This window comes from Bifidobacterium asteroides, assembly GCF_009683175.1.
In the GTDB taxonomy this organism is placed as follows: Bacteria; Actinomycetota; Actinomycetes; order Actinomycetales; family Bifidobacteriaceae; genus Bombiscardovia; species Bombiscardovia asteroides_H.
The window spans coordinates 126,733-151,364 of sequence record NZ_WKKW01000001.1; the positions used below are offsets into that span (position 1 = coordinate 126,733).

Annotated in this window: 29 protein-coding genes; 6 read left to right on the forward strand and 23 right to left on the reverse strand. The window is 63.4% G+C overall.

Annotation, left to right across the window (positions count from 1 at the left end; translation table 11 throughout):
• Positions 1-6: 6 nt before the first annotated feature.
• Positions 7-279, reverse strand: a complete 273-nt coding sequence (locus GKC41_RS00495) for a hypothetical protein (RefSeq protein WP_154312462.1) — start codon at positions 277-279, stop codon at positions 7-9.
• 154 nt (positions 280-433) lie between these two features.
• Here GKC41_RS00495 and GKC41_RS00500 point away from each other — a divergent pair, with 154 nt between their 5' ends.
• From GKC41_RS00500 to GKC41_RS00525, 6 genes are all read left to right on the forward strand, one after another.
• Positions 434-724 (forward strand): hypothetical protein, encoded by a 291-nt coding sequence (locus GKC41_RS00500; RefSeq protein ID WP_154312463.1) that lies wholly within the window; start codon positions 434-436, stop codon positions 722-724.
• Positions 721-1,062 carry a helix-turn-helix domain-containing protein gene (locus GKC41_RS00505; RefSeq protein ID WP_154312464.1) on the forward strand — a complete coding sequence of 114 codons (342 nt, stop codon included), beginning with the start codon at positions 721-723 and terminating at the stop codon, positions 1,060-1,062. The genes GKC41_RS00500 and GKC41_RS00505 overlap by 4 nt, the downstream gene beginning before the upstream one ends.
• A complete protein-coding gene (locus tag GKC41_RS00510; RefSeq protein ID WP_229281536.1) occupies positions 1,046-1,882 on the forward strand; it encodes a hypothetical protein in 837 nt (278 codons plus the stop codon). Before GKC41_RS00505 ends, GKC41_RS00510 begins: the two co-directional genes overlap by 17 nt.
• 135 nt (positions 1,883-2,017) lie before the next feature.
• A complete protein-coding gene (locus GKC41_RS00515; protein WP_154312466.1) occupies positions 2,018-2,401 on the forward strand; it encodes a hypothetical protein in 384 nt (127 codons plus the stop codon).
• 5 nt (positions 2,402-2,406) lie between these two features.
• Complete coding sequence (locus GKC41_RS00520) at positions 2,407-3,000, forward strand: hypothetical protein (RefSeq protein ID WP_154312467.1); 594 nt, start codon at positions 2,407-2,409, stop codon at positions 2,998-3,000.
• Entirely contained in the window at positions 2,997-3,890 is an 894-nt protein-coding gene (locus tag GKC41_RS00525) for a helix-turn-helix domain-containing protein (protein WP_154312468.1), read from the forward strand. Before GKC41_RS00520 ends, GKC41_RS00525 begins: the two co-directional genes overlap by 4 nt.
• Positions 3,891-3,969: 79 nt before the next feature.
• Here the strand turns inward: GKC41_RS00525 and GKC41_RS00530 are convergent, their stop codons facing one another.
• From GKC41_RS00530 to GKC41_RS00635, 22 genes are all read right to left on the reverse strand, one after another.
• Entirely contained in the window at positions 3,970-4,209 is a 240-nt protein-coding gene (locus GKC41_RS00530; protein ID WP_154312469.1) for a phage holin, read from the reverse strand.
• A gap of 13 nt (positions 4,210-4,222) precedes the next feature.
• Complete coding sequence (locus GKC41_RS00535) at positions 4,223-5,467, reverse strand: GH25 family lysozyme (RefSeq protein ID WP_154312470.1); 1,245 nt, start codon at positions 5,465-5,467, stop codon at positions 4,223-4,225.
• A 66-nt stretch (positions 5,468-5,533) separates the two neighbouring features.
• Positions 5,534-5,848, reverse strand: coding sequence for a hypothetical protein (locus GKC41_RS00540; RefSeq protein WP_229281537.1), 315 nt, complete (start codon positions 5,846-5,848; stop codon positions 5,534-5,536).
• Positions 5,849-5,859: 11 nt separating this feature from the next.
• Positions 5,860-8,238 carry a hypothetical protein gene (locus GKC41_RS00545; protein WP_154312471.1) on the reverse strand — a complete coding sequence of 793 codons (2,379 nt, stop codon included), beginning with the start codon at positions 8,236-8,238 and terminating at the stop codon, positions 5,860-5,862.
• Between the two features lie 16 nt (positions 8,239-8,254).
• Complete coding sequence (locus GKC41_RS00550; protein WP_154312472.1) at positions 8,255-9,463, reverse strand: hypothetical protein; 1,209 nt, start codon at positions 9,461-9,463, stop codon at positions 8,255-8,257.
• On the reverse strand, positions 9,460-10,419 hold the full coding sequence (locus GKC41_RS00555; RefSeq protein ID WP_154312473.1) for a hypothetical protein: 960 nt from the start codon (positions 10,417-10,419) through the stop codon (positions 9,460-9,462). The genes GKC41_RS00550 and GKC41_RS00555 overlap by 4 nt, the downstream gene beginning before the upstream one ends.
• An 11-nt stretch (positions 10,420-10,430) precedes the next feature.
• Positions 10,431-11,312, reverse strand: a complete 882-nt coding sequence (locus GKC41_RS00560; protein WP_154312474.1) for a hypothetical protein — start codon at positions 11,310-11,312, stop codon at positions 10,431-10,433.
• Positions 11,309-15,319: a phage tail tape measure protein gene (locus GKC41_RS00565; protein ID WP_195760107.1), complete on the reverse strand. Its 4,011-nt coding sequence runs from the start codon at positions 15,317-15,319 to the stop codon at positions 11,309-11,311. The genes GKC41_RS00560 and GKC41_RS00565 overlap by 4 nt, the downstream gene beginning before the upstream one ends.
• A gap of 2 nt (positions 15,320-15,321) precedes the next feature.
• Positions 15,322-15,474 (reverse strand): hypothetical protein, encoded by a 153-nt coding sequence (locus GKC41_RS00570; protein WP_154312475.1) that lies wholly within the window; start codon positions 15,472-15,474, stop codon positions 15,322-15,324.
• Between the two features lie 125 nt (positions 15,475-15,599).
• Complete coding sequence (locus GKC41_RS00575; RefSeq protein WP_154312476.1) at positions 15,600-15,926, reverse strand: hypothetical protein; 327 nt, start codon at positions 15,924-15,926, stop codon at positions 15,600-15,602.
• 36 nt (positions 15,927-15,962) lie between these two features.
• Positions 15,963-16,664 carry a hypothetical protein gene (locus GKC41_RS00580; protein ID WP_154312477.1) on the reverse strand — a complete coding sequence of 234 codons (702 nt, stop codon included), beginning with the start codon at positions 16,662-16,664 and terminating at the stop codon, positions 15,963-15,965.
• A gap of 73 nt (positions 16,665-16,737) precedes the next feature.
• Positions 16,738-17,133 carry a hypothetical protein gene (locus tag GKC41_RS00585; protein WP_154312478.1) on the reverse strand — a complete coding sequence of 132 codons (396 nt, stop codon included), beginning with the start codon at positions 17,131-17,133 and terminating at the stop codon, positions 16,738-16,740.
• Positions 17,134-17,141: 8 nt separating this feature from the next.
• Positions 17,142-17,462: a hypothetical protein gene (locus GKC41_RS00590; protein ID WP_154312479.1), complete on the reverse strand. Its 321-nt coding sequence runs from the start codon at positions 17,460-17,462 to the stop codon at positions 17,142-17,144.
• Positions 17,459-17,803, reverse strand: coding sequence for a hypothetical protein (locus GKC41_RS00595; protein ID WP_154312480.1), 345 nt, complete (start codon positions 17,801-17,803; stop codon positions 17,459-17,461). Before GKC41_RS00595 ends, GKC41_RS00590 begins: the two co-directional genes overlap by 4 nt.
• Positions 17,800-18,336 carry a hypothetical protein gene (locus GKC41_RS00600; protein ID WP_154312481.1) on the reverse strand — a complete coding sequence of 179 codons (537 nt, stop codon included), beginning with the start codon at positions 18,334-18,336 and terminating at the stop codon, positions 17,800-17,802. The genes GKC41_RS00595 and GKC41_RS00600 overlap by 4 nt, the downstream gene beginning before the upstream one ends.
• Before the next feature lie 17 nt (positions 18,337-18,353).
• Complete coding sequence (locus GKC41_RS00605; RefSeq protein ID WP_154312482.1) at positions 18,354-19,583, reverse strand: phage major capsid protein; 1,230 nt, start codon at positions 19,581-19,583, stop codon at positions 18,354-18,356.
• Positions 19,580-20,365 carry an HK97 family phage prohead protease gene (locus tag GKC41_RS00610; RefSeq protein ID WP_154312483.1) on the reverse strand — a complete coding sequence of 262 codons (786 nt, stop codon included), beginning with the start codon at positions 20,363-20,365 and terminating at the stop codon, positions 19,580-19,582. Before GKC41_RS00610 ends, GKC41_RS00605 begins: the two co-directional genes overlap by 4 nt.
• Positions 20,362-21,624 (reverse strand): phage portal protein, encoded by a 1,263-nt coding sequence (locus GKC41_RS00615; protein WP_154312484.1) that lies wholly within the window; start codon positions 21,622-21,624, stop codon positions 20,362-20,364. The genes GKC41_RS00610 and GKC41_RS00615 overlap by 4 nt, the downstream gene beginning before the upstream one ends.
• 10 nt (positions 21,625-21,634) lie before the next feature.
• Complete coding sequence (locus tag GKC41_RS00620) at positions 21,635-23,422, reverse strand: terminase large subunit (protein WP_229281538.1); 1,788 nt, start codon at positions 23,420-23,422, stop codon at positions 21,635-21,637.
• Positions 23,376-23,951, reverse strand: a complete 576-nt coding sequence (locus GKC41_RS00625; RefSeq protein ID WP_154312485.1) for a phage terminase small subunit P27 family — start codon at positions 23,949-23,951, stop codon at positions 23,376-23,378. Before GKC41_RS00625 ends, GKC41_RS00620 begins: the two co-directional genes overlap by 47 nt.
• Positions 23,952-23,981: 30 nt before the next feature.
• Positions 23,982-24,368: an HNH endonuclease gene (locus tag GKC41_RS00630; RefSeq protein ID WP_154312486.1), complete on the reverse strand. Its 387-nt coding sequence runs from the start codon at positions 24,366-24,368 to the stop codon at positions 23,982-23,984.
• Complete coding sequence (locus tag GKC41_RS00635) at positions 24,368-24,589, reverse strand: hypothetical protein (RefSeq protein WP_154312487.1); 222 nt, start codon at positions 24,587-24,589, stop codon at positions 24,368-24,370. The genes GKC41_RS00630 and GKC41_RS00635 overlap by 1 nt, the downstream gene beginning before the upstream one ends.
• Positions 24,590-24,632: the final 43 nt, after the last annotated feature.

Consider the following 24,632-nt stretch of genomic DNA (forward strand, 5'->3'; position numbering starts at 1 on the left):
CACTCCTTATATATGCCGGTATTTTCGCTCGATCTCCCTGACGGTCCGCTCGGTGGCCCCGTATCTGATGACGGCGAGGTCTGCTCTGATCTGCTGGTGGATGGCGGCCAGGCGCTCGCGGTCCTGCCGGCTGATGCCGGCCTGTTGCTCCTGGTCGATGATCTGGTCGAGCCGCTTGTGCAGGAGGATGGTCAGCCGCTCCCGGTCGGAGTCTGAGGCGGGCACATAGCCGGGGTGGTTGTCGGGGATCTGTGAGACATCATCAGGGATATAGGCCATACCTGGATGATAGGCCGGAGTAGCGGGATGATGGTGATTAGAAGCTCGACACGCCCGGAGGAGTCCAGAGTTGCACTGTGCCCACACTGTGCTATATTTATAAATGTCAGCAGGAAGCAAAGGCTTCCAGCCAATAGCAAGAAAGGCTAAGAAAATGACTACCGCAATCTACGCAGAAGACTTCGAGACCATCATCGACCCCACCGCCGGAAGCTTCAAGGATCTGCTCGACCATGTCGCAGACGACATCGACCTGGACGAGGCTGTCCCCGACTATGTGGACGAGCTGAACAAGGCCACCCGCCCCCTGGGGGTGAACGTCACGGTCAGCGGCATGGCCACCTGCGACGCCGATGCCGGCATCGACCGGCAGGCGGTCGAGGAGGCCGCTCGCGAGGTCGACTTGTACGAGGTGCTGGAGCGCCACGAGGCCGTCCTGGCATGACCCCTGCGGAGTTCAAGAGCACACGCGAGTCGCTCCATCTGACTGTGAAGTGGCTCGCCTCGCATATGCGCGTGCGCCGGCAGAGCGTCCAGCGCTGGGAGAACGGACGTTTCCCCATCCCCGACTCGGTGGAGGCCGCCATGCATGATCTGGAGGTCCTCACCCAGACCAGCATCGACAAGGGAGTCCAGGACCATGAGGACATCCTGTCTGTGCCTATGCAGGACCAGGGGCCCGAGGACGACATGCCCCCGGCCTGGCATCGCATGGTCGCCAAGCAGATCGCCGGTCAGACCGGGGCTCGCATCCAGTATGAGGAGCATGATGAGCAGGCGTAAGAGCAAGCCGACGCTTTCCCCCGTCTGGCTGCCCTGGATCAGGGATAAGCTGGCTGACTGGAAGGACGACCTGGGCCGGAGGACAGCCATCGCGAGCGGGCAGCCTCTGGACGACTCATGGCGGATTGGTGAGCCCTTGCGGTCCTCGCCCATCTGGTGGGTGAGCCGGGACATGGCGACCCTGGCCGCCGACACCGCCGAGGCCGGCGACCTGCCCGACGTGCGGCCGCCCAGCGGTACGGGGTTCATGGTCTTCCAGGATGGCCTGCCCTTCCGGCTTCAGGATTATCCGGACAGCCGCTCATGCAGAGTCGATGCTATCGAGTGGACGGTGACCCCTATCGGCCAGACAGGCACCACCCTGGTCACCGAGGTGTTCAGCAGGGAGCCGGCCTATGTCAGGGAGTGCGATCCGCGCCTGCCCCTCGGCTATGTGACTTTTGCTCATGGCCGCAGGCCGGGCATCCTGGAGGACGTGCTCAAAGCCGCCTGGGCGCTCAGCCTGCAGCCCACGATCAGCGAAACCCGCGCCCCCAGGGTAACCCCTCTGGACCGGGTACCCGCCAGATACGAGCAGAAGGAGATCCCCCAGGTAAAGATGCTGCTCCTGCGGGAGAACCTGCACCGGCCGGGCGAGCAGGCCGAGCCGGGCGAGAAGACCCGCGAGTACTCGCACCGGTGGATCGTGCGGGGCTTCTGGCGCGAGCAGCCCTACGGCAAGAACCATGCCCTGCGCCGCCGGCAGTGGATCCCGCCCTTTGTCAAAGGCCCGGCCGACAAGCCCCTCATCCGCAGGAAGACGGTGCATATCCTGCGGTAGATCAATGCAACACGCCCGAGATTGTTTCACCTTGATACATTTGGTTCACTGCGATACATTATAAGTGTCAGCGAAAAGAGAAGCCCCCACGGAGCAGCCACTCCTGGGGGCGGACGATCTGCTTAGGAGATCATCATGTACGAAGACTACACCGACAGCAACCCCGTCGCCACCGCCCAGGTCTTTGACGATGTGGACAAGGACAAGAAGAACGGCCTCCAAATCAGCACCGCCGCCCGCCGGATCGCCAAGGAATGCAACGACACCCAGAAGGACTACGGCGTCTACTTCGACAAGGACGGCCGCTACATCGCCGCCAAGCCCTATAACGCCACCCCCTCCGGCGGGGTCGACGCCTACGCCCCCGGCCATGTCTTCTACGTGCGGGGCCGCAAGGACCACGGCCAGCCCGGGCACATGACCCAGCGCGAGGCGCAGATCATCGTCACCGCGGTCACCCGCTACGGTGCGGGCACCAGCGAGGCCGACCTCTACCAGTCCCTGATGAGCGAGGACTGATGGGCATGACCGATCACGCGGAGTTCAGCAGCTGGGTGCGGGACATGGTCACCCAGCTGCTGGCGGACCGGGCCGGACGGAAGCCAGCCGAGGATACGGGCATCTACCTGGAGCCGGCGGACCTGGGCCGGTGCCGCACCCAGTACGATGCCAAAACCCCATTCTGGATGTACAAGGGGGATCCTGAATGGCTGGACCGGGAGCCCGACCTGCTCGAGGCGCGCATCAAGGCGGTCCGTGAGGGGCTTTTCATGCTCACCTACCATGTGGGCCAGCGGGACATGAACCTGGCTCTCCTGCAGGCCGTCCAGGAGGGCCGGCCGCTCATGGACTCCCAGGTGCAGCGGATGGAGCAGGAGGAAAGCCGGCAGACCGGAAAGCAGGTCACCATCAGCGTCCTGCTGTTCGGCCAGCTCATGGACACGGGAGCGATGCACGCGGCCGGCAGGATAGCCGGCATGCTCAAAGACAAGCGAATGGCCGTGGACTACGCGACCTTCATCACCGACCTGGCCGACTGGAGGCAGGGAGGCCGGCGCAGCCTGGACATGCTGGACCGGTGGGGTCGGGAACTGAGAGAGGAAGGACTGGAACAATGAACAACACGTACATGGGACACGATCCGACAACCCTGGCGGAGGCCAGGAGGATGCTCCTGGATGCCTCCGAGGACATCAGCAAAGCAGCGCAGATCGAAAAACGGCGTGACGACCTCATCGTCCAGGCCTTCGACCTGGGGGCCACATACCTGGATGTCATGGTCTGCACCGGTCTGAGCAGGCCTACGGTCTACCGCATACGCCGCCGTGCCGAGCAGGAGAACCCCAGCAGGGAAGCCGGCTGGGACTTCACCATCCCCGGCCACTACAGCAAGACCGACGTTCCCCAGCCGATCCTGGAGGACACCCTCCAGGACGGGCTTGTCGGCCTGCTGGACGACGTGACCGACGACGACAGCCAGCTCGGCAAGGACTTCTCCTCCCCCGACCTGACCGACGAGCAAAAAGCCATCCGGGATGCCATCCACGACCTGGCCGCCAGGGCGGCCGTCAGCAAGACCGACATCGTGGCCTCCACCGCGCTAGGCATCACCCTCACCAGACACAAGCATGAGCTCGCCCTGGATAAGGCAAACAAGAAGTTCAGAGCCTACATGGAGCAGCTGCACCTGATGGACAAGACGTTCAATGGCATCCCGGTCAACCCATCGTTCCTGCGATTCTTCTGCCCTACCGGCAAGCTGGTCAAGCACGGCATCTCATACAGGCCCGGCGTGAGCGAGGCCGTGGGCATCCTCGTCTATAATCCTGATACCAGGCAGTACCTGGGCTACTTCCCAGACCGGAAGCCGGCAGGGACAAACCTGTGGCTGCTGACCTGCACCAATGGCGCAGAGTATGACACGACCGGCCAGGAGCACCCGGCACCAGCACCAGTACATTCCGAGTACGGCACCTGCACCGTCATCGGCCCTGCCAAAGAGCAATAGCCGCCGCTTAGGCAGAACGCAGAAAACCGCCCCCGCTCCGGTCTCCCGAAGCGAGGGCGATTGTTTTGTGGGCAGGCCGCTATTTGCTGAATGCGGCCTTGGCCTCGCTGCCTGCGATGCAGCCTGCGATGAGCACTCCCAGCGCGTAGATCGTAGTCACGATGGCATCCGTGTGGGGCAGCCCCCAGACTGGGCCGACGCTGTGAACGAAAGCCCCCAGCAGAGGCAAGAAGCCTAGTCCTACCCATTTGAGGATCTGGTAGAGCCAGTCGGGCAGCCAGTAGGGCCTGCCCTCCTCGTTGATTGTGGTATCGGTCATCAATATCACCTCCTTAGTATCTGAGCGTCTCTCCGGCGTAGATCAGGCTGGGGTTGCCGGACCGGTAGCCGTGCAGCCGGTTTTGGGGGATGCCGAGCCTGGCGGCGATCCCGGAGAGCGTGTCCCCACGCTGCACGGTCACGGTCCGGCCTCCTCCACCACCACTGCCGGTGGCGAGACGCTGGCCTGGGTGGATCACGTAGGGTGTTCGGATACCGTTGAGCCTGGCCACGGTGAGCCAGCTACCGCCGAAGACGGCGCTCAGGCAGTCGCCGGGACGCACCACATAGGTGCCGCTCCCGGTGCCTCCGCCGGAGTTGCCGCGGAGCCTCTCGTTGACCACGGCCATGACCTCCGAGTACCTGTTCCCCAGCAAGGCTCGCCTCTGCGGGTCATTGCCGTACTCACCACGGATGACTGCCGTGGCGAGGCTGCCCACATCACCGACAGGCGCACCTTGGGAGGGTGTGGGAGACGGTGTGGCCGGATTGGCCTGCGTGCCGACCGGGGCATTCGCATACTTGGACCAGGTCCCCGCATCCCCATACCACCAGTTGACGTCCACGGCGGTCCCCACGCCGGGCACGTGTCCTGTGGAGGAGTACTGCCAGGCGGCAGCGAAAGGCCAGGGTGCCACCGAGTAGGGCGGTGCCCCGGGGTCTCTCAGACGCTCGCCTTTGTACCCGTGCGGGTAGCCGGCGACCCAGAGCCCGTAGTCGGCTCCGGCCACAGCCCGCCAGTCGCCTGCGCTGATCGTGGACGCGGACATGTAGATGATCGGCTTGGTCCCCCAGTAGGAGGCCACACGGTCCAGCCACCGCTTGGCCCACTGGGTGTCGCCCCGGTACTTTGCAGGCGGCTCCCAGTCCAAGAAGGGGATCACGCCCGCATGCACGAGTCCGCGCGAGTTGGATTGGGCGTTGAAGAAGTCGGCCTCCTCCTCCGGGCTGTTGCCGTACTCGGGCCTGGCGTACCCGTAGGCCCCGATCCGCAGGCCCGCGGCCTTGTTGGCGGCCAGCTGGCAGTCCGCAGAGGGATTGACGTAGCCGGTCCCTTCTGTGATCTTGGTGATCGAAAACGAGGCTCCCGATTCCTTGGCTTTCCGGGCGTCGTAGCACCCCTGGTAGCTTGCGTTGTCGAAGCCGGCGTCCGCGTAGGCGACCCCGGGGCTGAGCATGGCCAGGGCGGCCATCGCCCCCACCACGATCCTCGCGTACCGGGGTTTGGCTCGCGCATGCCGCGCATGAGACCATCGCATGCATATCCTCCTTAAAGTAGGTATGAAAAAAGCCGCCCGGATGGGCGGCTGGAAACATTGATGGGGTCAGTCGACGGTGGGCAGGGCCTTGATCTCCTCGTAGATCTTGGTGCCCGTCCCGTTGCCCCCCAAGGAGTGGTAGGCCTTGTAAACGCGGTCGGCCTCCTCCATTACCGCCACCGGGATATGCCCGAGCGGCACGTATTTGGCGTGGATCTCCAGGAGCTCGGCCCTGAGGAGGGTGCGCAGGCCCGTCTCCATGGCCTGGTCGCGCGCCTCCTCCTTGCGGTGGCTTTTCAGCAGCCACCCGCAGACTCCGCCCACGCCTGTCAGGAGCATGGGCACGATGGATTCGAGGATGGTCATCAGCACGTCAGGCATCCAGGAGCCTCCTAGCTATCAAGCTGGCCCCCGTAGGGGAAGATGAACTGGGCTGAAGCCCAGGCGCGCGCTTCCCCCGTTACGTTCATCACGTAGACCACCTGCGGGTCCCGTTCCCAGTCAGCGCTGATGAAAGCACCGGATGGGGCGGCATACTGCAGAGTGCACGGCGCATTCATCCCAGCATGTGGGTACACCTTCCGAATATGCGCCACGGCCTTATACCCCCCGTGGGGGATGTTGCCCTGCACGGCAACGGTCATGTAGCACATGCCGCCCGCGATATCCAAACGGGAGCGGTTCAAATAGTCGCTGAAATCCGGATAGAAGTCGATCCACTGGTCAAAGGGCACGTTGATATGCGGGGTGTAACAGGTACCGTTGAGGTCCAGGTTGTCGGCGGTTATGCTAACGCTCGAGCGCCAATGACTGTCCCGTGATATGCTGATTTCCGGCGTCTGGGCGCTGGTGCCCATCCTCAGCCGGCTGGCCAGCCCTTGCTTATCGTGGTCACCCCAGATCAGCCAGTAGGGGGTCGCCGGGTCGCCGGCGACGCCCTGCAGTCCGCCCATAGTGGTCCCATTGATAAGCGTTTGGCTCAGCTGGATGCGGTCACCCTTCACGGCGGTCTGAAACCCGCCCACAGCCTGCACTCCATCCCCGGAGGCGCGGAAAATGTAGTCGCCGTCCTGGTCCTTGACCCAGAAACCCGACTGGTCGAAACCGACCAGCCCGTCCGGCGTGGAGAACAGGCCCGACTTGACGATGGCGGCCGTGAGCATCCCCACATCGATCTCGTCGGCCTTGATCTTGCGCACGAGCAGCTTTTCCAGCAGCGCCTCGCTGGCGGTGACCTTGTCCGCGACGACGGCACCGTCCGCCAGGCAGATGGTGCCCACGCTGCCGGCCACCAGCACCTCCTGCGCCAACAGCACGTAATCCTTGAAAGCTTGGCCGTTCCACACCTGGATACCCACGACATTATTCGCCTTGTCCAATTGCATCCACAGGTCGCCCAGAGCCAGACCCCCGTGCGCCGGCTCGGATGCTGAGGCGATGATCCGGTTCTTTCCGTCAGCCGTGGTCTGCGCCCTGGCCGCCTGGTCCTTGGCGGCCTGGCTGTCGGTCACGTCCCGGACGGTCAGGCCGGTGATCCACCAGCCTTTCGCAGCGTCCCCGTAGCCGGCGATGTTGAGCCACACGCTCAGACTGTGGTCCGTGTCGGTCCACTGGTCGGGCGTGCCGACGACGGCCTCCCTCCACACCCAGGAGGAGGCCTCCCCCGGGGTGACCGTGACCGCCTCATCCCAGTGCGTGTTTGGGTTGACATACCGCCAGCCGATCCGCAGATCCTCCCGGTTTTTCCCGTCGCAGATGGCCCAGAATCCGAAACGATACTTGCGTCCACGATCCAACGGAAAGCGCCAGGAGCTGAAGTAATCCCTCTGCGTCAAGGCTCCGTATGTGGCGTAAGGCAGGGGCGGCTTGGCCGGGGCACCGCTCGTGCCCATGCTCAGGCCGAAGCCGTCCAGATCCCCCCATGCCGGGTCGAAGGCGGGGTTGCGGATCAGCTCCACGCCACGGGAGAGGGCCGCATCGGCCTTGCTGCTGGCCGCCGCGCTCTGGCTGACCGCCGTGGTGGCACTGCTCGAGGCCTGCTTGGCTGTATCCGCTGCGCTGACGGCCGTGTCCATGGCCTTGCCGACACTGCCGGACAGGCCGTCGGCGATGCTCTTGGCCTGGCTGGCCGTGCTGCCGGCGCTTGCAGCGGCCTTGCCCGCATCGGCGGCCGCCTGACTGGCACTGGACGCGGTCTGCTTGACCCCCGCGATTTCGTTGATGGCCTGCTGAGCCTTGTCCTGCGCCTCCTTGATCTCATCGGCACCCACCACGCTCTTGACCGTCACGCTCACAGCCTCTGTGACGTCGGACCCGTTGGGTGCCGGGCTGCCATCCTCCGCATGCGCATCATCCCAGGCCCTTGCCGTCACCTGGTGGACGCTGTCCGCCTCATACGGGCCCAGGGTCGCCGTGCCCCTGACCCGCAGCTGGCCAGCCTCGATCCCATCCACCAGGATCTGGACGTGGTCGAAATCGGCGGGCACGCCGCCCTGCAAAGTGCCGTCCCAGGAGACCAGGATCATGCCGGCAGCCGAGTCCACGCCGATGCCGGAGGGCATGCCCGGAGGGGTCGTGTCCCCCACCCAGGGGGCGATGCCGGACAGGCCCGCGTCAGGGCCGATGACCGTCCTGGTGCCGTTATTGTTATGCCAGGTGGCGCTGCCGGACTTGCGGGTCTGCTGTTTTTTCGCCTTTGACAGTGCCAGCTGCGCGAGACCGGCTGCCGTATCCTCCCTGCTCCTGGGCGTGATGTCAGCGTGAAAAGCCATCAATACTCCTTAACTATCACTGGAACGGCGCATCGAGCACGTCAAATTTGACGCTCGCTTTGCTGGTCTGGTCGCCGCTCATCTCCATGAGCCTCAGCTCGTAGCGGCCATCCGGCAGGGTCGGGAAGCCCGCCACGTCCAGGTCGACCCGCTCCCCCGGCCAGAACGACCCGCACGGGTGTATGGGCATGCCACGGGCATCCGTGTCGTCGAAGTCGATGCTGCCGGTGATCTGCATGAGCCTGCCGGCTGTGGCGACCCCTGTCAGGTGCTCCTTGAGCAGGGCCAGATTGTCGGTGTCCGTGTCCCCATAGACCGCCTCCCGGAGGATGGGCGGGTCCTGCATGTGGGTGATCTCATCCATCTGCTCCCAGTAGGCGGTGATGGTGCTCTCGTCCTGCCCTGCGCCCGTCGCATACCAGCGCTGGTAGCCGTCCTGATAGTCGACGGTCAGCCCCTCCAGGCTGCCTGCCCCCGCATAGGAGGACAGGAGGATCGGCGGATGGCCCATGTCCAGGTACACGTCCGCATCGCTCCCAGCCAGGAAACGTACCCGCGCATGGCTGGGGTCAGCCCAGTATGGCCGGAAAGCCAAGTCTGGACCACCCTTTGAATTGGCTATGTTCGTAATCAGCTGGGAGACCGATAAATTTTGGACATTCCACGCCTGGTAGTTGGTGCGCTGGTGGATGCCCTTCTCGCCCAGGTAAGTCCAGTCGATAGGCAGGCTGCCGCCTTGCTTGGCATCGGTGGCAATCCGGCCGAGCTCGCTGCATATGCCCCGAAAGCTGAGAGCGTCGAAGCTGATCGTGTCGGTGCTGGTCCCGTCGCGGAAAGCTCCGTCCCTGACCGCGTAGCGTGACTGGAGGATGGCCATGGGACTCTCCAGGCTGAAGGTCGTATCGAGGAGCGTGTCCTCCCGGCTGCCGATCTTGCCCCACATGATGGGCGCGCCCATGTCCTCCGGGTCTTGCAAGTCTCGTACCCAGCAGGTGAGGATGCCGCGCCTGCGAGAGTCCAGGAGGCTGTCACGCCCGGATGGCGTGCTGGCGTCCAGAGCGGACCAGGGGATGGTCAGGTTGCTCTCATCAGCTTTCCCAGTGCCCTTATCCGTGGTTTGGAAGCCAAAATCGGAAATGCTCAAGTCCCATGAAAAGGATGGGATATCGATGGGGGCGATGACATGACCGTCGCGCACGTCGATGATCCAGTGTCGCCAACTCACTTGGCTGGCCCCTTGTCCCACACCGTCAGCGACCTGCCAGGATAGGACAAGCCATTGGCGCTCAAGCCATAATGGAAGAAGGGCCCGCTACCAGGCCCACCTTTTTTAGCTGCGACCCCGTTGCGGATGCGGGCCGTGTGTTCGCCTTTGGGCACCTTGACCAGCTTGGTGCCGTACACCTGCGTCCACACGCCCCGCCCGGCAAGGGTTTCGAAGCTGCTGTAGGGGATGTCGTCCCCGTCCATTTGGAAGGTCACCGCCCAGCTCAGCCACTCGTCCACGGCAGGCATGCGCGCCGACCCGTCCGGCTCTTGATACCAGTAGGACACGTCGCCCTTGTATTCCAGCTCCACCCACCGATCCGTCGGCACATAAAACTGGACCGGATACTCGTGGTACCACACCTTGACGTTGCCGTCGCCCCACAGGTCGACGCGACGGTCCACGGTCTGCCCCAGCATGCCAAGATCGGCTCCGTATGGCAGCGCATAGTCCACATCACCCCAGGCCATGGCCGATGCGGTGCTCATCGCCCCTGCAGGCATCTGCATGTAACCGATCACCTGGCCGCCGACCTCCACCTCAGGCTCGGCCGGCGATGCGGACGGCGTACCCTGCTGCACTCTCACATGCACAAGATTGTCCGGCGACCCGGTGTGAGAGATGATATAAACCGCGTCTATGCGCGGGTAGGTCGCATCTCCCGCATCCACGGTGTTCTCGGTGCACGGGTCGCCGGCACCTCCCCAGTAGGCGATGCTCATGCCGTCCGCCTCGCCCATGGAGCACACGGCGGCCCCAGGGCTCACCCCGTAGCGCAGATCCTGACGGCCCGATACGTCTAGCCCTTGGATGACGCCGGTGTTGGCCCACTGGGCGGCTATCACCATCCGATGGGTGAGCGCGTCGCATCCTTGCCCGGACGAGTCCGGGGCCACTCCCAAAGCAGTAGACATCAAAACCTCCTCTATAAGTACGTGTCATGGACGCTGATGGTCGCCCAGCCGTCTCCGGGGGTCATCAGCTGCACCGAAAGGGACCCGCCGGCAGGCACCAGCGGAAAGCCGCGCCTGGTCAGCAGCCGGCTCACATCCACGCCGCCCATGGACGCGGTCTGCGTCCGGCAATCCAATATCAGTGGGACACGGGCCACACTCCCCGACCACTGCACTGACCTGCCGTCCGAGCCCACCAGGAGCACACCGTCAGGCATCGGCCCCGTCACCGTGATCACCGGGTAGGCCGTGGCGGACCCGCGATTGCGCAGCAGGGCCACGCTCTGCGGCGACCCGGCATCCGTCCCGTAGGACAGCGGATAAACCAGCCCCCGTCCCTTGCCCCCGTAAAAGAGCCCTCCGGATGTGGAGGACACCGGGTACACCTGCACGTCCGTAGACTGCCAGGAGAGCCGCTCGGGCCGGGGGCAGACGACGGTCATGGTGCCGACCATGCGGCCCTCATGCCATGAGGCATCACTGGAGACGGTCACATAGCCGGTCGCATACGTGTCGTCCGCACCGTCCGCCACGCGCAGGCGGACCAGCTGGCCGGCTGCGGACAGGAGCATGTTGAGTGAGGCGATCACCGCATCGTGCTGCTCGGCCAGCGCCACCCAGTGGATGGTGACGGTCCTGGCCGAGTAGAGGATCTCCGAGGATGCTATGTCGTGCGCCCCGTTGCCTGATGCGCGCTCGGTGAGCGTGACCTTAGCCTCCGGGGTGCTGCGCCAGCCTTCCATGCCCTCAGTGGTGATGCCGAGACCGTCAGGACGGTCCTGCCGTTTGCTGCCGGCCAGCAGGACCGTCCTGTCCCCGTAGTGGATCTCCGCGTAGGCAGGCATATAGCTCATGACTCTCCCATCGCCGACTGCATGAGCGCATGGGCGGCTGTCCTGCCGTCGATGGTGCCCTGAACGTAGGGGTCCTTGACCCCGTAGTTGTTGATAATCACCTGCATGGGCGGCAGCTTCTCAGCCCGAGACTCCTGACGGCCCCCGTCCTTGGCGAAGAGGGCGCGCTGCTGGTCGCCGGTCAACACCAGCTCAGGGTCGCTCGTCTGGTTGCTGACGATGGTCACCCCGGGAGCCAGATAGCCGCCCTTGTCGTACAGGCTGGGGACGATGCCGCCCTCCGCATATCCGCCAGGCCGGTTCAGGGCCGACAGGCTCCCATACCGGTGCAGCGCATAGTTCAAGCCCGCATAAATGTTGGCCAGCGGGTCCGTGATCGGCCGGCTGGCGAAAGGCCCCGCATAGGCGGCGAAGGTCGGAGGGATCACCTGCATGAGCCCTTGGGAGGGGATGCCGGCTTTCGCATTGCTGTCCCAGTTGTTGATGGCGGCTGGGTTGCCTCCGCTCTCCTGGCTCATCCGGCGGAGCACTGTGTCGGTCCAGCTGTCCGGCTGGCCCAGCATGTGCAGGGCCTGGACCACCAGTCCCCGCCAGCGTTGCACGCCCGACCCGCCGGACCCGGCGCTGGACATGCTGGAGATCAGGCTCTTGGCCTTGTCGACCAGCCCCTGCATGACCTTGACCGGCAACTGGGCGATAAGCCGCCCCCAGTCGCCTGCGCCGATGCCCGCTAGCAGCCTCTTGACCGGGTCCACGATCAGCCGGGAGACCATACCACCAGGGTCGCTGAAAAATTCGCTAACGCTCTTGGCTGCGTTGGACAGCCAGGTTTCGGCGCTCTGGACGATGCCGCCCAGGTCGAAACGGGGCACTATCCCGCCAGCTGCGAAGCCCATGTCGGCACGCACGGCAGCGGGGCCGGACTGGCGGGCCAGACGATTCCACCGGTACACGTTGTCCGGGCCGACGGCGCGCACCCACTCGGGCACCATCCAGGCTTCGCCGGGCGAGGTCATCGCCAGGATCGTATCCTGCCCAGGCGCATACCCCGGATTGATGCCACCCTCCGCAAAGTGCGCGTCAGGCAGCGTCAGCTTCAGGCCGACAGCGCCGGCCACCTTGTTCCAAACGTTTTTGATCCCGTTGGTGTACACGGTGTCGACCACCCAGCGGACGGGCTTGGCAGCCGCATCCCTGATCTGATCCCAGGACCTGCCGATCCAGTCCTTGGTCGTTTCAAAAGCCTGCCCGATGGCATGGATGCCGTCCTTAAAGGGTCCGAGCACGTTGCGGTCGATCCAGTTCCAGGCGTTCTGCGACTTTGAGCTGATCCAGTCCCAGACGGGCCGGATCGCGTTGTCATAAAGCCAGTGGAAGATCTTTGCCAGACCGTTGATCTCCCTGTTCCAAGCGTCCATGACATGGGCCTTGATCCAGCCCCAGGCGTCGCGGAACTTGTCCACGATCCAGTCCCAGACCGGACGGATGTATTTCGCATACAGGTCGTTCCACGCATCCCCCAGCGCTTTGGCACCGTTTTTGAATGGGGTTATGACATGATCGTTGATCCAGTTCCAGGCGGTCCCCATGGCCTTCCTGATGCCGTCGAAGGCGGGCTGGATGACCTTGTGCCACAGGTCCTCCACCGGCTTTTTGAGCAGGTTGAAGGCGATCACCCACGGGGTGACGAAAGACGTGACCACGAAGGTGATCAGAATCTTGAACACTTGGACGATCCCCTGCCCGATCGTCTTGAGCACGTTCCATGCTCCCTTGGCGACGCCGGTGACCTTCGACCACGCGGTCTTGAAGAAGTTCACAAATGGTCCGGAGAACCACTTGCCCACATTCCCCGCGACCTTCTTGATGCCGTTCAGCGCACCGTTGACCGCGTCGCGGAAGGGTTTGCACTTATTGTAGGCGAGCGTAAAGGCTCCGACCAGCAAGCCTATGGCCAGCACAGCCATGCCGATCTTGCTTTTGATAAAGACCGCATCGAGCAGCTTGAAAGCGGTCTTGAACGCTTTCACAGCTTTGTTCGCCAGTAGGACGGCTGTCACCACGCCGGTGATGCCGCCTACTACGCCTAGCAGGACCTTGACGAGCGTCCGGTGCGAGTCGGTAAACTTTTTTATCGATTCTGCCCCGCTGACAAACCATTTCAATACGCCTGTCAACGCGGGCAGGAACTTGGCAGCAAGCGTTATGCGGGTCGTGTCCAGAACCTGGTTGAAACGGTCGGTCTGTACGCGTGCGGTGTTTTGGGTCTCCTTCCAGGTGCTGATGTCCTTGCCGTTCTTCTTGGCGGCATCCGATATGCCTTTCACATTCTTCGCAAAGGTCTGCGTGCTGCCGCCGGAGAGCATGAGGGCCGTGTTCATTCCGGTGGCCCCGCCCATGATCTTCTTGAGGGCTTCCGTGTAGGTCTGCGCCTGCGGGCTGCCCTGCTTGAGCTGGTCGTTGAAGCCCTTGCTCTTGGTGTACATCTGTTCCCACTGGCGGACCAGTGCAGCCTGCTGGTCAGGGAGTGCTTTGAGACCCTGCCTGTAGTCGTTGAGGGTTACAGACCCGTCCATGACGCCTTTGGCGAGCTGCTTGGCTTTGCCGGTCAGCTGGCCGAACATGGTGGACGCGTTTTCTGCGGCGAACCTGCTCTGGTTGAACGTGTTGAGCATGATGGTACCGGAGGGGCCCATGTGCTTGAGGATGGTCTCCGACAGGTAGCCGATCGTGCCGGTCAGGCCACGCTTGCCCAGATTCTGCGCCACATCCACGCTGCTGATGCCGAACTGCTGCATCTCGTTGACAGCCACTTGATTGGGTGCCTGGAGAGCGCGGATGGTGTTGGCCAGCTCCTGGGTGGACTCCTGGGCGCTGGTGCCGTGCGAGGTCAGGGTCGCTTCAGCGCCGCCGACCTCGGCGAAGCTGATGCCTGCTGCGGATGCGACGGGCAGCACCGTGGACAGGGAGCCCGCAAAGTCCTGCATGGAGGTCTTCGCCTCGCCGGATGCTGCCACCAGCTGGTTGGTGACGCTGGATGCCTTGTCCGTGGGGATGTTGTAGGAGCGCATGATGGAGGTCAGGGCGTTGGTCATGACCCCCAGGTCGACCTGCTCGTCGGTGGCTCCCTGGGCCGCTGCTTTGAGGACCTTGAGCCCGTCGGCACCGCGCATCTGGGCCTTTTCCATCGTGTACATGCCCTCGGCCAGCTGGCTGGTGCTGATGCCGGTCTGCACGGCGATGTCCTTGATGCCTTCCTCCACCCCATGCAGGTTCTTGGCGGACTCGCCACCGGCGGTCACCAAGAGGTTCATCTGCTTTTGGAAGCCTTCGGCGGCGTCGGCGCTGGTTTTCATCCACTGGGCGATGCCAACAGCCCCCAAGCCCAGGCCCAGCAGGCTCAGGCTTTTGCGGGACTTGTCCCAGATGGTCTTCAGCTTGTTGGACTTGCCGCCGACTCCATCCAAAGACTGGCCGAAGCTGGCCCACTTGGAGGGCTGCTCGTCAGCTGTGCGAGCCAGATCCTTGTTGGCTTTGGCCAGCTGCTCGGTTGATGTTTTGCTGGCCTTGTTGGATGCTTCCAGGGCTTTTTCCGACGAGGTGACTGCCTCGGCGGTCTGCCGGGCTTTGCCTCGGGCGGCAGTGAGCTGCGCTTCTGCCTTAAGCGCCTGGGAGGAGCCTTCCCCGTACTTCGCCACCTGCTCGGACAGGCGTTTTTCTGCTGCCTCCTGGTTTTTGGCGGCTACTGCGGCTCGGTCGCGTGCCTTGGCGATGTCCCGGGTGGCGTCCTCCACTGCACGCTTGGCTTTGGCTTCGGCATCCTTGAGGGTGTCGACCTGGGCTTTGAGCACGTCGGTCTTGGAGGCGGCCGCCATGGACTGCGACCAGACCTTCCCGGAGGCTGCGCCGGCATCCCTGGCGGCGTCCGTCGTCCCCGTCAGCAGGAGCTTCGCGAAATTCTGCAGATTGGGGAGAACGTCCATCCATACCGAGTTCACGCCGGCCATGCTCAGCCTCCTGGGATGATGCGGGACGCCAGGGCGTCCAGTTCTGTTTTTGTCTGCCCGTCGAGGTCGTCTTCGGGCCGATGATGCTTCTCCCGCTCCTTTTCATCCCTGGCGATGGCCAGGGAGAGCGGGTTGAAGGGTTTGAGCCCGCGCACGAGGACGGCGAGGGCTCTTAGGGTTATGTCTCCGCGCCAGTACTCCGCGATCGGGTCACGTGGGCTGTACTGCTCGCACAGGGCGGCTTCCAGCTCCTCCGGGTGGCCGTCAGCGTCGAGGAGGTCTAGCGCCGTGTAGGGACCCCGTCAGGTGTAGTGGCCTCCATCTGCTCGCCGATCTCGTTGAGTAGCAGCATCACGTCGGACACCTGCCCGCCGTCGGCCAAAAAGTCGTCCCACTGGTCGCCGAGCACAGCCTTGGCCATGTCGATGTCGGTGCTGGCGGCGGTGACCGCCTCCTTGGTCTTGTTGGACTGGAGCAGCGGATGCTCGATGTGGTAGACGCGCGCATCCTCGCCGTCCTGGACGGTGAAATCGATCGTGTCGGTGACCCCGGGGTGGGTCTCCTTATACTTCTGGCGGATGGCATGGAGGGAATACTGTGTGGACATTGATGCTCCTTAGATGTGTTTTGTGTGGGCTGGCGGTCAGGCGGCGGTTTTGACGCTGGAGGCCTTGTCGTACTGCTTTCCGGTCCTCTCGTCGGTCAGAACGTCGAAGGTAAAGCCGAGGTCCTCGGTGTCGGCACGGTCCAAAGTCCGGTCGCCGAAGCCGGTGATGGTCGCCTTGTAGGTGAATTCCACCCGGTAGACGGCGTCTGCGCCCACTCCGTCCTGGGCGATCAGGTAGATGCGGTAGAGGGGCAGCTGGCTGAGTCCGTGCTCCGTGTAGGCCCAGGTTTTGGAGTCCTTGCTTTCCGGCCATGCGGCTACCGGAAGACCAGCTCGCAGAGCCTCCGTGTAGGCGTTCGCCTCGCCGAAGGTGACATCGATCTGGCGTGTGGAGGAGCTCAGGTCGGAGCGGACAGGCTCCAGGTCCTGCATCATGGTCGTGTCGTCGGTCTTGACGCTGCGCTTTTCTACCACGCCCTTGGTGGTCACGTAGCCCATCTGCTTGTACCCGTCGGGCAGTTGGAATGGCAGACCGTCATCGCCGAAGAACTTCTCCGGCGCAGGGGTCGAATAGTCGGCGATGGCCAAGACCATAGTCGCGTGCTTGCGGACACTGCCCGGATCGTTCTGCATGTACTGCTGCACGTCGGCGATGGTCGGCGTTGCCGTAGGGGCGGATGCCGTGTCGTCGCGGGTGGTCACTCCTGCGGGCATGGTCTGGGTTATGGGGTCGGTCATATGATGCTCCTTTTGCATATGCAAGAGGCCACCCCTGTCGGAGTGGCCTGAAAATTGGGTTGTTTGGTTGGAGTTAGTGGCTTACGGGTCTCATGACGAGGCTGAAAGTGGCGGTGCAGCGCAGGATGGCAGGGTCGCCGAAAGGCACGTCGGCAAAGGCGCTGCCTGAGATGTCGTCCACGTACCCATATGCGTTGCCGTTACCGGCCAGGGAGGCCATGCACGAGTCCATGGTCTGGATCATCGGGTTCATGTCGGACCAGGACTTGGCGAGCAGGTCGATGTCCACGCTCACGGAACGTTCCACCGGACCCATCGATCCGGACGGGCTCAGGCTCGTCTTGACCAACGGCAGCGCTGCGATAAGCTGCTTGTCGTCGGGCAGGACCGTGTACGGATGGTATCTGGTCTTGTCGGCGATCCATTGGTTGACCAGCCTCAGATGCTGCGGCCATCTGACAGGATCCATGTGGCCTCCTAGAGCTGCGATGCCGCTCGGCGAAAGAAATTATGCCGCGGGTAGCGCAGCGACCCGTGCTCCTGCTCAGAGGCGTGCTCACTGCCGGCGATCACCCGCGCGTAGGGACGTTTGATGCCTGTGGGCGACTTGGTACCCGGCCTGGTGCCCGTCTCAATCCGCAGCGAGTCGGCGAAATCGTCGCAGCCCTCCTGGTAGGCGAGCCTCTGGCAGATTGGCAGGAGCCTGGCGGCGATGTCGTTCAGACCCTGGCGCACTGCAGGGCTTTCCAGGATGTTTTTCTCCAGCCATTTTTCGTCGACTGATGCTCCGCTGCTCATCGGTGGTCCTCCATCATGTACAGCTCGCTGTGGGAGCCGAGCCCGTCGGCCGGCGTGTACTCCTGCACGGAGCTGGCCAGCCGATAGTTCTTTCCATCCCATTCGATGGTGTCGTCCCCGTCGACCAGGTCGGAGAGGACGATGCCCTGCGGGCCGATGACCCGCCACCGGCCCAGGAGCACATCCTGCTCGAAGAGCACGTCGCCCGCATGGGTGACGGGCTGCACGCTGCACCCCGTCACCGTACGAGTGGTGGTGCTCTCCTGCGGCTGGCCGTCCACGTCGGGCGCGCCCATGGTGCGGTGTTTGATGGTGATCGTGTCCCCGTGCAGACTGGTCATAGGATGCCTCCGATCCGGTATTTGGCTATGGCGGCGCTCCATGCGGCGCTGGTGCCCACGGACTGGGCGACGCTGTAGGTGCGGGACTCCTCCCCGGTGGTCCAGGAGGCGAGCCCGGGCATGACCTGGTAGATGGCTGCGGCCTGCTCCAGCACCGCGTCCTCCACATCGCCGGGCACCGGGTCGTAGCCGTGCGTGTAGGTGACCTGGATGCTCCGCCACCCATCCACCGGATGCTCAAAACGGAGCATCCCGTCAGCTGACCACTCTGGAGTGGCTGGCTCGCCGTTAAAGAGGACTTTGCCGACGTCCGTGACCGGCCGGTTGGGCAGGCGCACTGTCCTGCCGCCTGTCCCGTCCAGGATGATCGTGTCCGTGCTCTGGATGATGGGGTTGCGGCTTTGGCCGGTGAAACGGTCGGAGGCAAGCCGCAGGCACAGGGCCAGTTTCGGTTCGTCGGGCTTGCAGTTGAGACGCTGCGCCAGATCATCCGGGGATGCCAGCGGCTTCGGCTGGTCCTGCTGTCCGCTCATGCCTGCCTCCTCACGTGTCACTTGCTGGCTGGAGCGCTGCCGGCGATGGTGGCCACGGCGATCTTCTTGGGCTCCATGAGCATCAGCAGCTCGCGCTTCTGGGCGCGCACATATGCCAGATTATGTTCGGCGTCATCCGCGTTCTGGTTGAAGGTGAGGATGCTCAGCGGCTCGTAGTCCAGGAGCAGGACAGAGTGGAAATCGCCAATCAGCGCGGTGCCCTGGGGCACCATGGAAGAGGTGATCCGAGGGTAGCCGAAAAGTGTGCCCGGGCCTACGCCGAAGGGAGCGTTGGACAGGTACCGGCCGTTCTTGTCGGTCATAAGAACGAAGTTCTCTTCGTCAGTCGGGTTCAGGATGATGGCCTGTATCGATATGGTTCGGATGGTGTTGCGCAGCTGGGTCACGGCGTGGGATATGGTGGTCACCGCGTCCTTGTCAAAAGGCACCTTCTGCACATTGGGATCAGTGAGCAGTCCGTGAGAGGGGCCGTTGTTGTTGCTGTCGCCGTGCAGGACCAGGTCCTCCTCTACGCCGGCGATGTTACGCATCAGGACCGTGTCGATCATGCTGGCGATGACACCATCGTCGAAGAGCTCGTCATAGGTGACTTTCATGCCGTCGGCTGCAGTGTAGGCTTTAGCCTCGGCGATCTCAGTCGCCAGGGTCGAGAGGGGGCGTCTCCCTCCTTCGGGCACAGTGGAGGCATTGGAGGTTACCTCTGTCATCTGCCGGTATTCAATCAGCTTGTTTTCCGTGGTGTTTCGGTGGATCAGGCCCAGCAGGGTGTTCGTCTGCGGATAGGTGACATCCGTGTAACCGGGCATCATGTAGGGGTTCACTGCGCCAGGCAGGTCTGATGTGAGGGGAGCCGGGTCGGCTTTTACCATGAGGTGGGCGACCTCAAAACGGATGGAGGTCGCATTCGGATGGCTGGCCTTCATCGACTGGTAGGCTTTGCTGCGTACGAAGGCTTCGCCGTAGGACTTGGCTACGGGTTGGGTCTTCTGCTCGACCGGCGAGGATGCTTTCCGCTCCCCGGTGGGTCCTGTCAGTGCCTTGAAAGCAGCCTGCGCCTCGTCGGCTTTCTTGATCTTCTCTTTCAGCTCGTCGGCCTTCTTTTTCAGTTCGAGGATCTGCGTGTTCTCCTCGTCGTTAAAGTCGCGGTTCTCCTGCTGGGCCTTCGCCGCCAGGGTTTTGGTCTGGGCGAGGACATCCTTCAGCTGGTCGTTGAGACTCTTGCTCATAGTGTTCCTTCCATGAGATGTAGTTCTAGGTCCGCTGCCCAGGCGGTCAGTTCGGGCACAGTGCAGGCTTTCGCGGTCTTCTCCGCGTCCTCCTGCGGCTTCCCTTCCGTTTGCGCGGAGCGGGAGGCGAGTTCTTCCTGGACGGTCTGCCTTACCAGGTCGCGCAGCCCGTCATCAGGCTGTGTCGGATCAGGCGGATCGTCCTCCTTGTCAGGGTCGGAGTCTTCGACTTTGTACTTGTCGGGTGGTTCGGCTTCGGGCTGTCCGGCTTCGTCCTGGCTTTTGGTGCTCATGAGCACGGTGGCGGGGTTCGCGCCTTTCAGACATGGCCCGAGCTCGATCAGATCGACCTTGCCGACCTGGATGATCGGCCCTTCCGGGCTGTCCACGACTTTGAAGTCGGACTCTTCGCCGGCGTATGAGAATTCGGTGACCCGGCGGTCCTTGAGGAGCTTGAAAACCTGCACGGCCGTAGGGTTGCTCATGTCCAGCTGGGCGGTGACCTCCAGACCCTGGTCTGTCTCCTTGGCTTCGAGCACCTCGCCGATATGTGACATGGGGTCGGACCACTGGTGGGACCAGACCACGGGGATCGGGTCCCCTTTGGCCTGCCATTGCGCCAGGGTGTCGGTGAAAGCCCCCGGCATGACCACTTCGCCCAGACTGTCCACGTTGCCGAAAACGCTCACCAAGGCCGTGAACTGGCCTTTGCCCAGGCTTCCCTCATCGCCGACGCTTTTTAGCGTGGCTGCGGTGGAGCGTTTCAGAGTGTGCGGCTTCATTGGCTGCCTCCCAAATTCTGTGACCCGGAGTCGGTCGGGTCCGCTTCCGGCCCTCCCCCGCGCTTCGTGTTCAGAAGGTCGATGATCTGGTCGTATTCAGGGCCCATGGCGGGCAGATTCTGCTCTTTCCGGGCCTCGTTGATGCTCATGTATGGGCCGCCGACCGCCTTCTGAAGGATCTCCGCCTGCTCGGTGAAGCTGCCTCGCAGAGCTGCATTGAGGTCGAATTCGACGTATTCGCGCGGATTGTCGGCTACCAGGGGGACGATCTGCGCATTGAAAGCCTGCTCCAGCTGCGTGAAGATAGGCCCGAGGGTCTCCTTGTAGAGGGAGTCGCGGAACGCCTGCGTCGACGAGTAGTTGGCTTCCCTGGCCCCCACCATTTCGGGGGGCACATGGTAGGCGGATGCCACTTCGATGTCCGCTAGGGTCCTGCCTTCGACTTCCTGCGCGTCCTTGGGGCTGAAGGCCTCGACCTTCTCCCAGTGGATGCCCTGCAAAACCGGCGACCGGCCCTCCTTGCCGCCGTTTTCCAGGTAATCGCCGATGTCTGCTTCCAATCGGCGTTGGGACTCGTCGTCCAGCTTTTCCATTTCAGGGTCCATGGCGAAGATGCCGGGAATGCGTGCCCCGTTCTTCCAAATGGCCTGCCGCCATTTGACCGACTCCGCATACTCGCGCAGGGTCTGGCTGAGGGTCTGCATCGGGGAGACCCCGTTGGCGCTACCGTAGCCCTTATCCCAGAGGACACCATCCAGGCCGACGGTGTTGCTCTTGTTGTCGGCGGTGGTCAGCTGGATTGCATGCACATCCTCGTAGCCGGTCCAGGTGAAACGCCACGTGTAGGCGGGCATCCGGTACAACTGCCATCCGCTGCGTGATGTGGCTGACGGCAGCAGCTTGGCCGCGAAACGGTCATAGACCAGCATGTCGCATATCAAGTCAAACCAAAACCGGTAGGCCCCGTGATAGGGAGTCGGGTATTTGACCAGATCGTACAATGGCCCGTCGGTGACCAGAGGCCGATCGTTGTCGCCGTCACGCCGGTACACCTTCATGGGGATACGGGCGGCGTTGCGGGCGATGAATTCCACGGTTTTGCGCACGCTGGGCTGGGTTGCGAACACGCTCATGGCCTCGGTGTTGGCGGACAAGGGCATGCCTGGGTCCACCACGTACCATCGGCCGCGCACCGTGCCCGTCTGGAAGTCCTGGACGGACTTTTCAGTGTGTTTGCGCCGGTTGAAGGGCCAGATCATGCCGTCCTCCTTATGCGTACAGCCCGTGCGAGGCGTAGGGGTTGGGTTTCAGGGTCTTTTTGCGGGTCATGGCCTCGGACAGGGCGTCGCAGATGGCTGCCACGCCGTCGATCTTGTCCCGAGAGTCCCGCTTGTTGGGCTGAACGTTGCCGTTCTCGTCGGTCTTGACCGCCAGATTGTCAACATTCCAGCGCAGGACCGGGTTGCCGCCATGCTCGAAGAGCGGATGGTCGGTGGTGCCGGTCAGCAGTAGCCTCTGCAGCTCCTTGAGCACCGGCGAGAGGGTTTTGAAACCCTGCCGCACCGGGGTGAGCCTTTCGTCGGACAGGCCGGACTCCTCCAGATCGTTGACCACCTGGGTGGCGTTCCACGGGTCATAGCCGATGGTCTGGATGCTGTAGGCCTCCAGGTCGGCACGGATCTGCTGCTCGATGTACGAGTAGTCGGTCACATCACCAGGCGTGGGCACCAAAAACCCGTCACGCACCCAGACGCTGGCGTTGCCCGAGGTCCTCCGGTCCAGGTCGTCGACCGCAGCCTCCGGGCACCAGAACTTCATCCGGCACTTGTACCCCTCCCCCTCGGGAAAGAGCAGGCACCAGGCGGTCAGGTCGGACACGGAGCCCAGATCCCAACCGCCGTAGCATTTGCGACCCTGAAGCCGCTTCTCATCCAGGGTGCCGGCGTTCCGATCCCAGGCCTTCAAAGTCAAAAACCGCGTCTCCTGCTTGGTGCGGATGCCCAGGTGAAGTCGAAGGTAGTTGGCCAGTTCGGCTGGCGAGTTCTTCGCCCTCCTCGCCGCCTCCTGCAGGTAGTCGGCGGACGGGGATACTCCGTAACCCGGGTTGGCTTTCATCTGCGTCTCGACCGCGAAAGGATCGTCGTCCTCGTCCGCACCCCAGACGACCCCGTACCAGGACTGGTCCTTGATGGTGCCTGCCGCCAGCTGCTCCACATAGTGGCGGGTCTCGTCATAGATGGTGCCCGACTTGCCCGCATCAGGGGTGGTGATCCTCACGCCCAGCGGCTGCGTGCGGGAGCCTCGCCCCGTCTCCAGGGTGCGCACCAGGTCAGGGGTCTTGTACACGTGCAGCTCGTCGCAGATGAAGCAATGCAGGTTCATGCCGTGGGCAGCGTCGGCTGCCGAGCTGATGACCTCCATGTAGCTGCCCGAAGCCATGTGCACGATGCGCTTCTGATGCGCCTTCATCACGCCCTTCAAAGCCGGGGTCTTCTCCACCAGCTGCTTCACCGGTTGAAACACAAAGCCCGCCTGATGCTCGGTGGAGGCGGCGCACACCACCTGCGCACCCTCCTCACCGTCAGCGCCCAGCATGTACACGGCGATCCCGCCCGACAGGGTGGACTTGCCGTTCTTGCGGGGCACGTCCACGTACAAGTCATGGATGATCCGTACCGTCTGCCCGTCCGAATTCTCATGCACCCATCCGAACACGGGGGCCAGGATCCAGGCGATCTGCCAGGATGCCGGGTCCAGGTGCCGGCCTGCCCATTTACCTTGGGTGTGCCTCAGCACGTGGAAGGACATGAGCACCCGGTCGACCCGTTCAGGGTCGAAGTAGGCTCCCTCCTCGCTGCGGGGTTCGGCGGTCTTGATCTTCGGGGTCTGCCACTGCTCAGGGAGGCTGATCCCGCGGGAGAGCATGTACCAGGCGACCTCCGGCGACAGCTTCAGACGATCCAGCTCCTCCTGGGAGGGCACGTCGAAGTCGTCGGTCATCTCGTAGGGGCTAGGCAGGCATGGCGAACGGGTTTTCCTCCTGGTCGCCATCATCATCACCCATCCCTGAAATATCGCCTTCCGCCGCAGGGTTCAGCCCGAAGTCACGGGCAAACGTATGGATATCGGAACGAGCAGCCTTCAGCGCGCTGACAGCCGGATGAGGCTTGGCAACACCACTGTCGGTGACCACCGACAGTCCACCGTTCGCCTGCAGCTCCTTGACCGCCTCACGCATCTGCCAGACCGCAGTGCAATACGCCTCAAGGCTGGGACCATCCACCTTCTTCAGGATCCCCAGCCGGTCCAGCGCCTCCACGACCTGCTTCCATGTGCTCTTCGCGGCGCTCGGCATGTAGGAGGGCATCTTCGGACGCTCACGTTCGAAGTCCGGAGCCTCCTTGACCTTCCGGCCGCCCGAATCACGGCCATCCCCGCGGCCATTGATCAGCCTGAGCTTCGGCGGAGTTGGTGATGGGCCTCTGCGTCCCATGATCCCTCCAATCAAGCCAAAACCGACCAAAAACAAAAACGAAAACCTGAGACGCGAAAATTCGAGTTTCGGCGGCGCGCCAGTTGTCCACATTTTTTGTGGATAACTACCCCCTACCCCTTGTCAGCGGTCCAGCTGGTCGAAGATGCGTGCCGCCAGGCTGGGTCCCTGCCCCTTGTGCCCGCGTCTGCGTCTGGCGGCGAGGGTCTTGGCCGTGTGGCAGTCATGGCACAGGCTCTGTAAGTTGGCGAGGTCGTAGAGGCTGCCGCCGTCGGCGATCTCCCAGATGTGATCCACCTCGGTGGCCGGCCTGCCGCACCTCACGCACCTGTGCTGGTCCCGGTCAAGTGCGGCCTGCCTGGCCTTGCGCCATGCTATCGGGTCGAGCTGTCTGGTGTGGGCTGATGGTCTGCTCCATGCCGGCCGCTGGTGCTGGGCGCATCTGCCATCCTTGACGGCCTTGGCTGTGCAGCCCTGGTAGGTGCATCTGCCTTTGGGTCTGGTGGGCATCAGAGCAGCTCGATGCCCAGGTCCTGCAAGGCGTGCAGGTACTCGTCCTCGTACATGCGTAGTGGCCAGGCTTTGAGTGCGTCCTCTCGTGTGACTTGCATGCCTTGGCCTTGCATGGTGTCGGCTATGCGTGTGAGCTGGTGGGCGATGGTGTGCAGGTCCGTCGACTGCTGGCCTGCCTGTGGAGGCTCGACCATGTGGTGAGTGAGCCTGGTGTCCATGATGGTCCTCCTAAGTAGGGTTGCCTGGCTCGCGTCCAGAGGT

What these genes read in the sequence shown, in the direction of transcription:
- GKC41_RS00555 (WP_154312473.1), bottom strand. Translation starts at nt 10,419, where the DNA reads ATGTCTACTGCTTTGGGAGTGGCCCCGGACTCGTCCGGGCAAGGATGC.
- GKC41_RS00620 (WP_229281538.1), bottom strand. Translation starts at nt 23,422, where the DNA reads ATGATGATGGCGACCAGGAGGAAAACCCGTTCGCCATGCCTGCCTAGC.
- GKC41_RS00615 (WP_154312484.1), bottom strand. Translation starts at nt 21,624, where the DNA reads ATGATCTGGCCCTTCAACCGGCGCAAACACACTGAAAAGTCCGTCCAG.
- GKC41_RS00530 (WP_154312469.1), bottom strand. Translation starts at nt 4,209, where the DNA reads ATGACCGATACCACAATCAACGAGGAGGGCAGGCCCTACTGGCTGCCC.
- GKC41_RS00500 (WP_154312463.1), top strand. Translation starts at nt 434, where the DNA reads ATGACTACCGCAATCTACGCAGAAGACTTCGAGACCATCATCGACCCC.
- GKC41_RS00495 (WP_154312462.1), bottom strand. Translation starts at nt 279, where the DNA reads ATGGCCTATATCCCTGATGATGTCTCACAGATCCCCGACAACCACCCC.
- GKC41_RS00605 (WP_154312482.1), bottom strand. Translation starts at nt 19,583, where the DNA reads ATGAGCAAGAGTCTCAACGACCAGCTGAAGGATGTCCTCGCCCAGACC.
- GKC41_RS00540 (WP_229281537.1), bottom strand. Translation starts at nt 5,848, where the DNA reads ATGCCTGACGTGCTGATGACCATCCTCGAATCCATCGTGCCCATGCTC.
- GKC41_RS00590 (WP_154312479.1), bottom strand. Translation starts at nt 17,462, where the DNA reads ATGAGCAGCGGAGCATCAGTCGACGAAAAATGGCTGGAGAAAAACATC.
- GKC41_RS00610 (WP_154312483.1), bottom strand. Translation starts at nt 20,365, where the DNA reads ATGAAGCCGCACACTCTGAAACGCTCCACCGCAGCCACGCTAAAAAGC.
- GKC41_RS00535 (WP_154312470.1), bottom strand. Translation starts at nt 5,467, where the DNA reads ATGCGATGGTCTCATGCGCGGCATGCGCGAGCCAAACCCCGGTACGCG.
- GKC41_RS00600 (WP_154312481.1), bottom strand. Translation starts at nt 18,336, where the DNA reads ATGAGCGGACAGCAGGACCAGCCGAAGCCGCTGGCATCCCCGGATGAT.
- GKC41_RS00505 (WP_154312464.1), top strand. Translation starts at nt 721, where the DNA reads ATGACCCCTGCGGAGTTCAAGAGCACACGCGAGTCGCTCCATCTGACT.
- GKC41_RS00575 (WP_154312476.1), bottom strand. Translation starts at nt 15,926, where the DNA reads ATGTCCACACAGTATTCCCTCCATGCCATCCGCCAGAAGTATAAGGAG.
- GKC41_RS00635 (WP_154312487.1), bottom strand. Translation starts at nt 24,589, where the DNA reads ATGGACACCAGGCTCACTCACCACATGGTCGAGCCTCCACAGGCAGGC.
- GKC41_RS00580 (WP_154312477.1), bottom strand. Translation starts at nt 16,664, where the DNA reads ATGACCGACCCCATAACCCAGACCATGCCCGCAGGAGTGACCACCCGC.
- GKC41_RS00565 (WP_195760107.1), bottom strand. Translation starts at nt 15,319, where the DNA reads ATGGCCGGCGTGAACTCGGTATGGATGGACGTTCTCCCCAATCTGCAG.
- GKC41_RS00585 (WP_154312478.1), bottom strand. Translation starts at nt 17,133, where the DNA reads ATGGATCCTGTCAGATGGCCGCAGCATCTGAGGCTGGTCAACCAATGG.
- GKC41_RS00510 (WP_229281536.1), top strand. Translation starts at nt 1,046, where the DNA reads ATGATGAGCAGGCGTAAGAGCAAGCCGACGCTTTCCCCCGTCTGGCTG.
- GKC41_RS00520 (WP_154312467.1), top strand. Translation starts at nt 2,407, where the DNA reads ATGACCGATCACGCGGAGTTCAGCAGCTGGGTGCGGGACATGGTCACC.
- GKC41_RS00560 (WP_154312474.1), bottom strand. Translation starts at nt 11,312, where the DNA reads ATGAGCTATATGCCTGCCTACGCGGAGATCCACTACGGGGACAGGACG.
- GKC41_RS00630 (WP_154312486.1), bottom strand. Translation starts at nt 24,368, where the DNA reads ATGCCCACCAGACCCAAAGGCAGATGCACCTACCAGGGCTGCACAGCC.
- GKC41_RS00595 (WP_154312480.1), bottom strand. Translation starts at nt 17,803, where the DNA reads ATGACCAGTCTGCACGGGGACACGATCACCATCAAACACCGCACCATG.
- GKC41_RS00525 (WP_154312468.1), top strand. Translation starts at nt 2,997, where the DNA reads ATGAACAACACGTACATGGGACACGATCCGACAACCCTGGCGGAGGCC.
- GKC41_RS00625 (WP_154312485.1), bottom strand. Translation starts at nt 23,951, where the DNA reads ATGTGGACAACTGGCGCGCCGCCGAAACTCGAATTTTCGCGTCTCAGG.
- GKC41_RS00515 (WP_154312466.1), top strand. Translation starts at nt 2,018, where the DNA reads ATGTACGAAGACTACACCGACAGCAACCCCGTCGCCACCGCCCAGGTC.
- GKC41_RS00545 (WP_154312471.1), bottom strand. Translation starts at nt 8,238, where the DNA reads ATGGCTTTTCACGCTGACATCACGCCCAGGAGCAGGGAGGATACGGCA.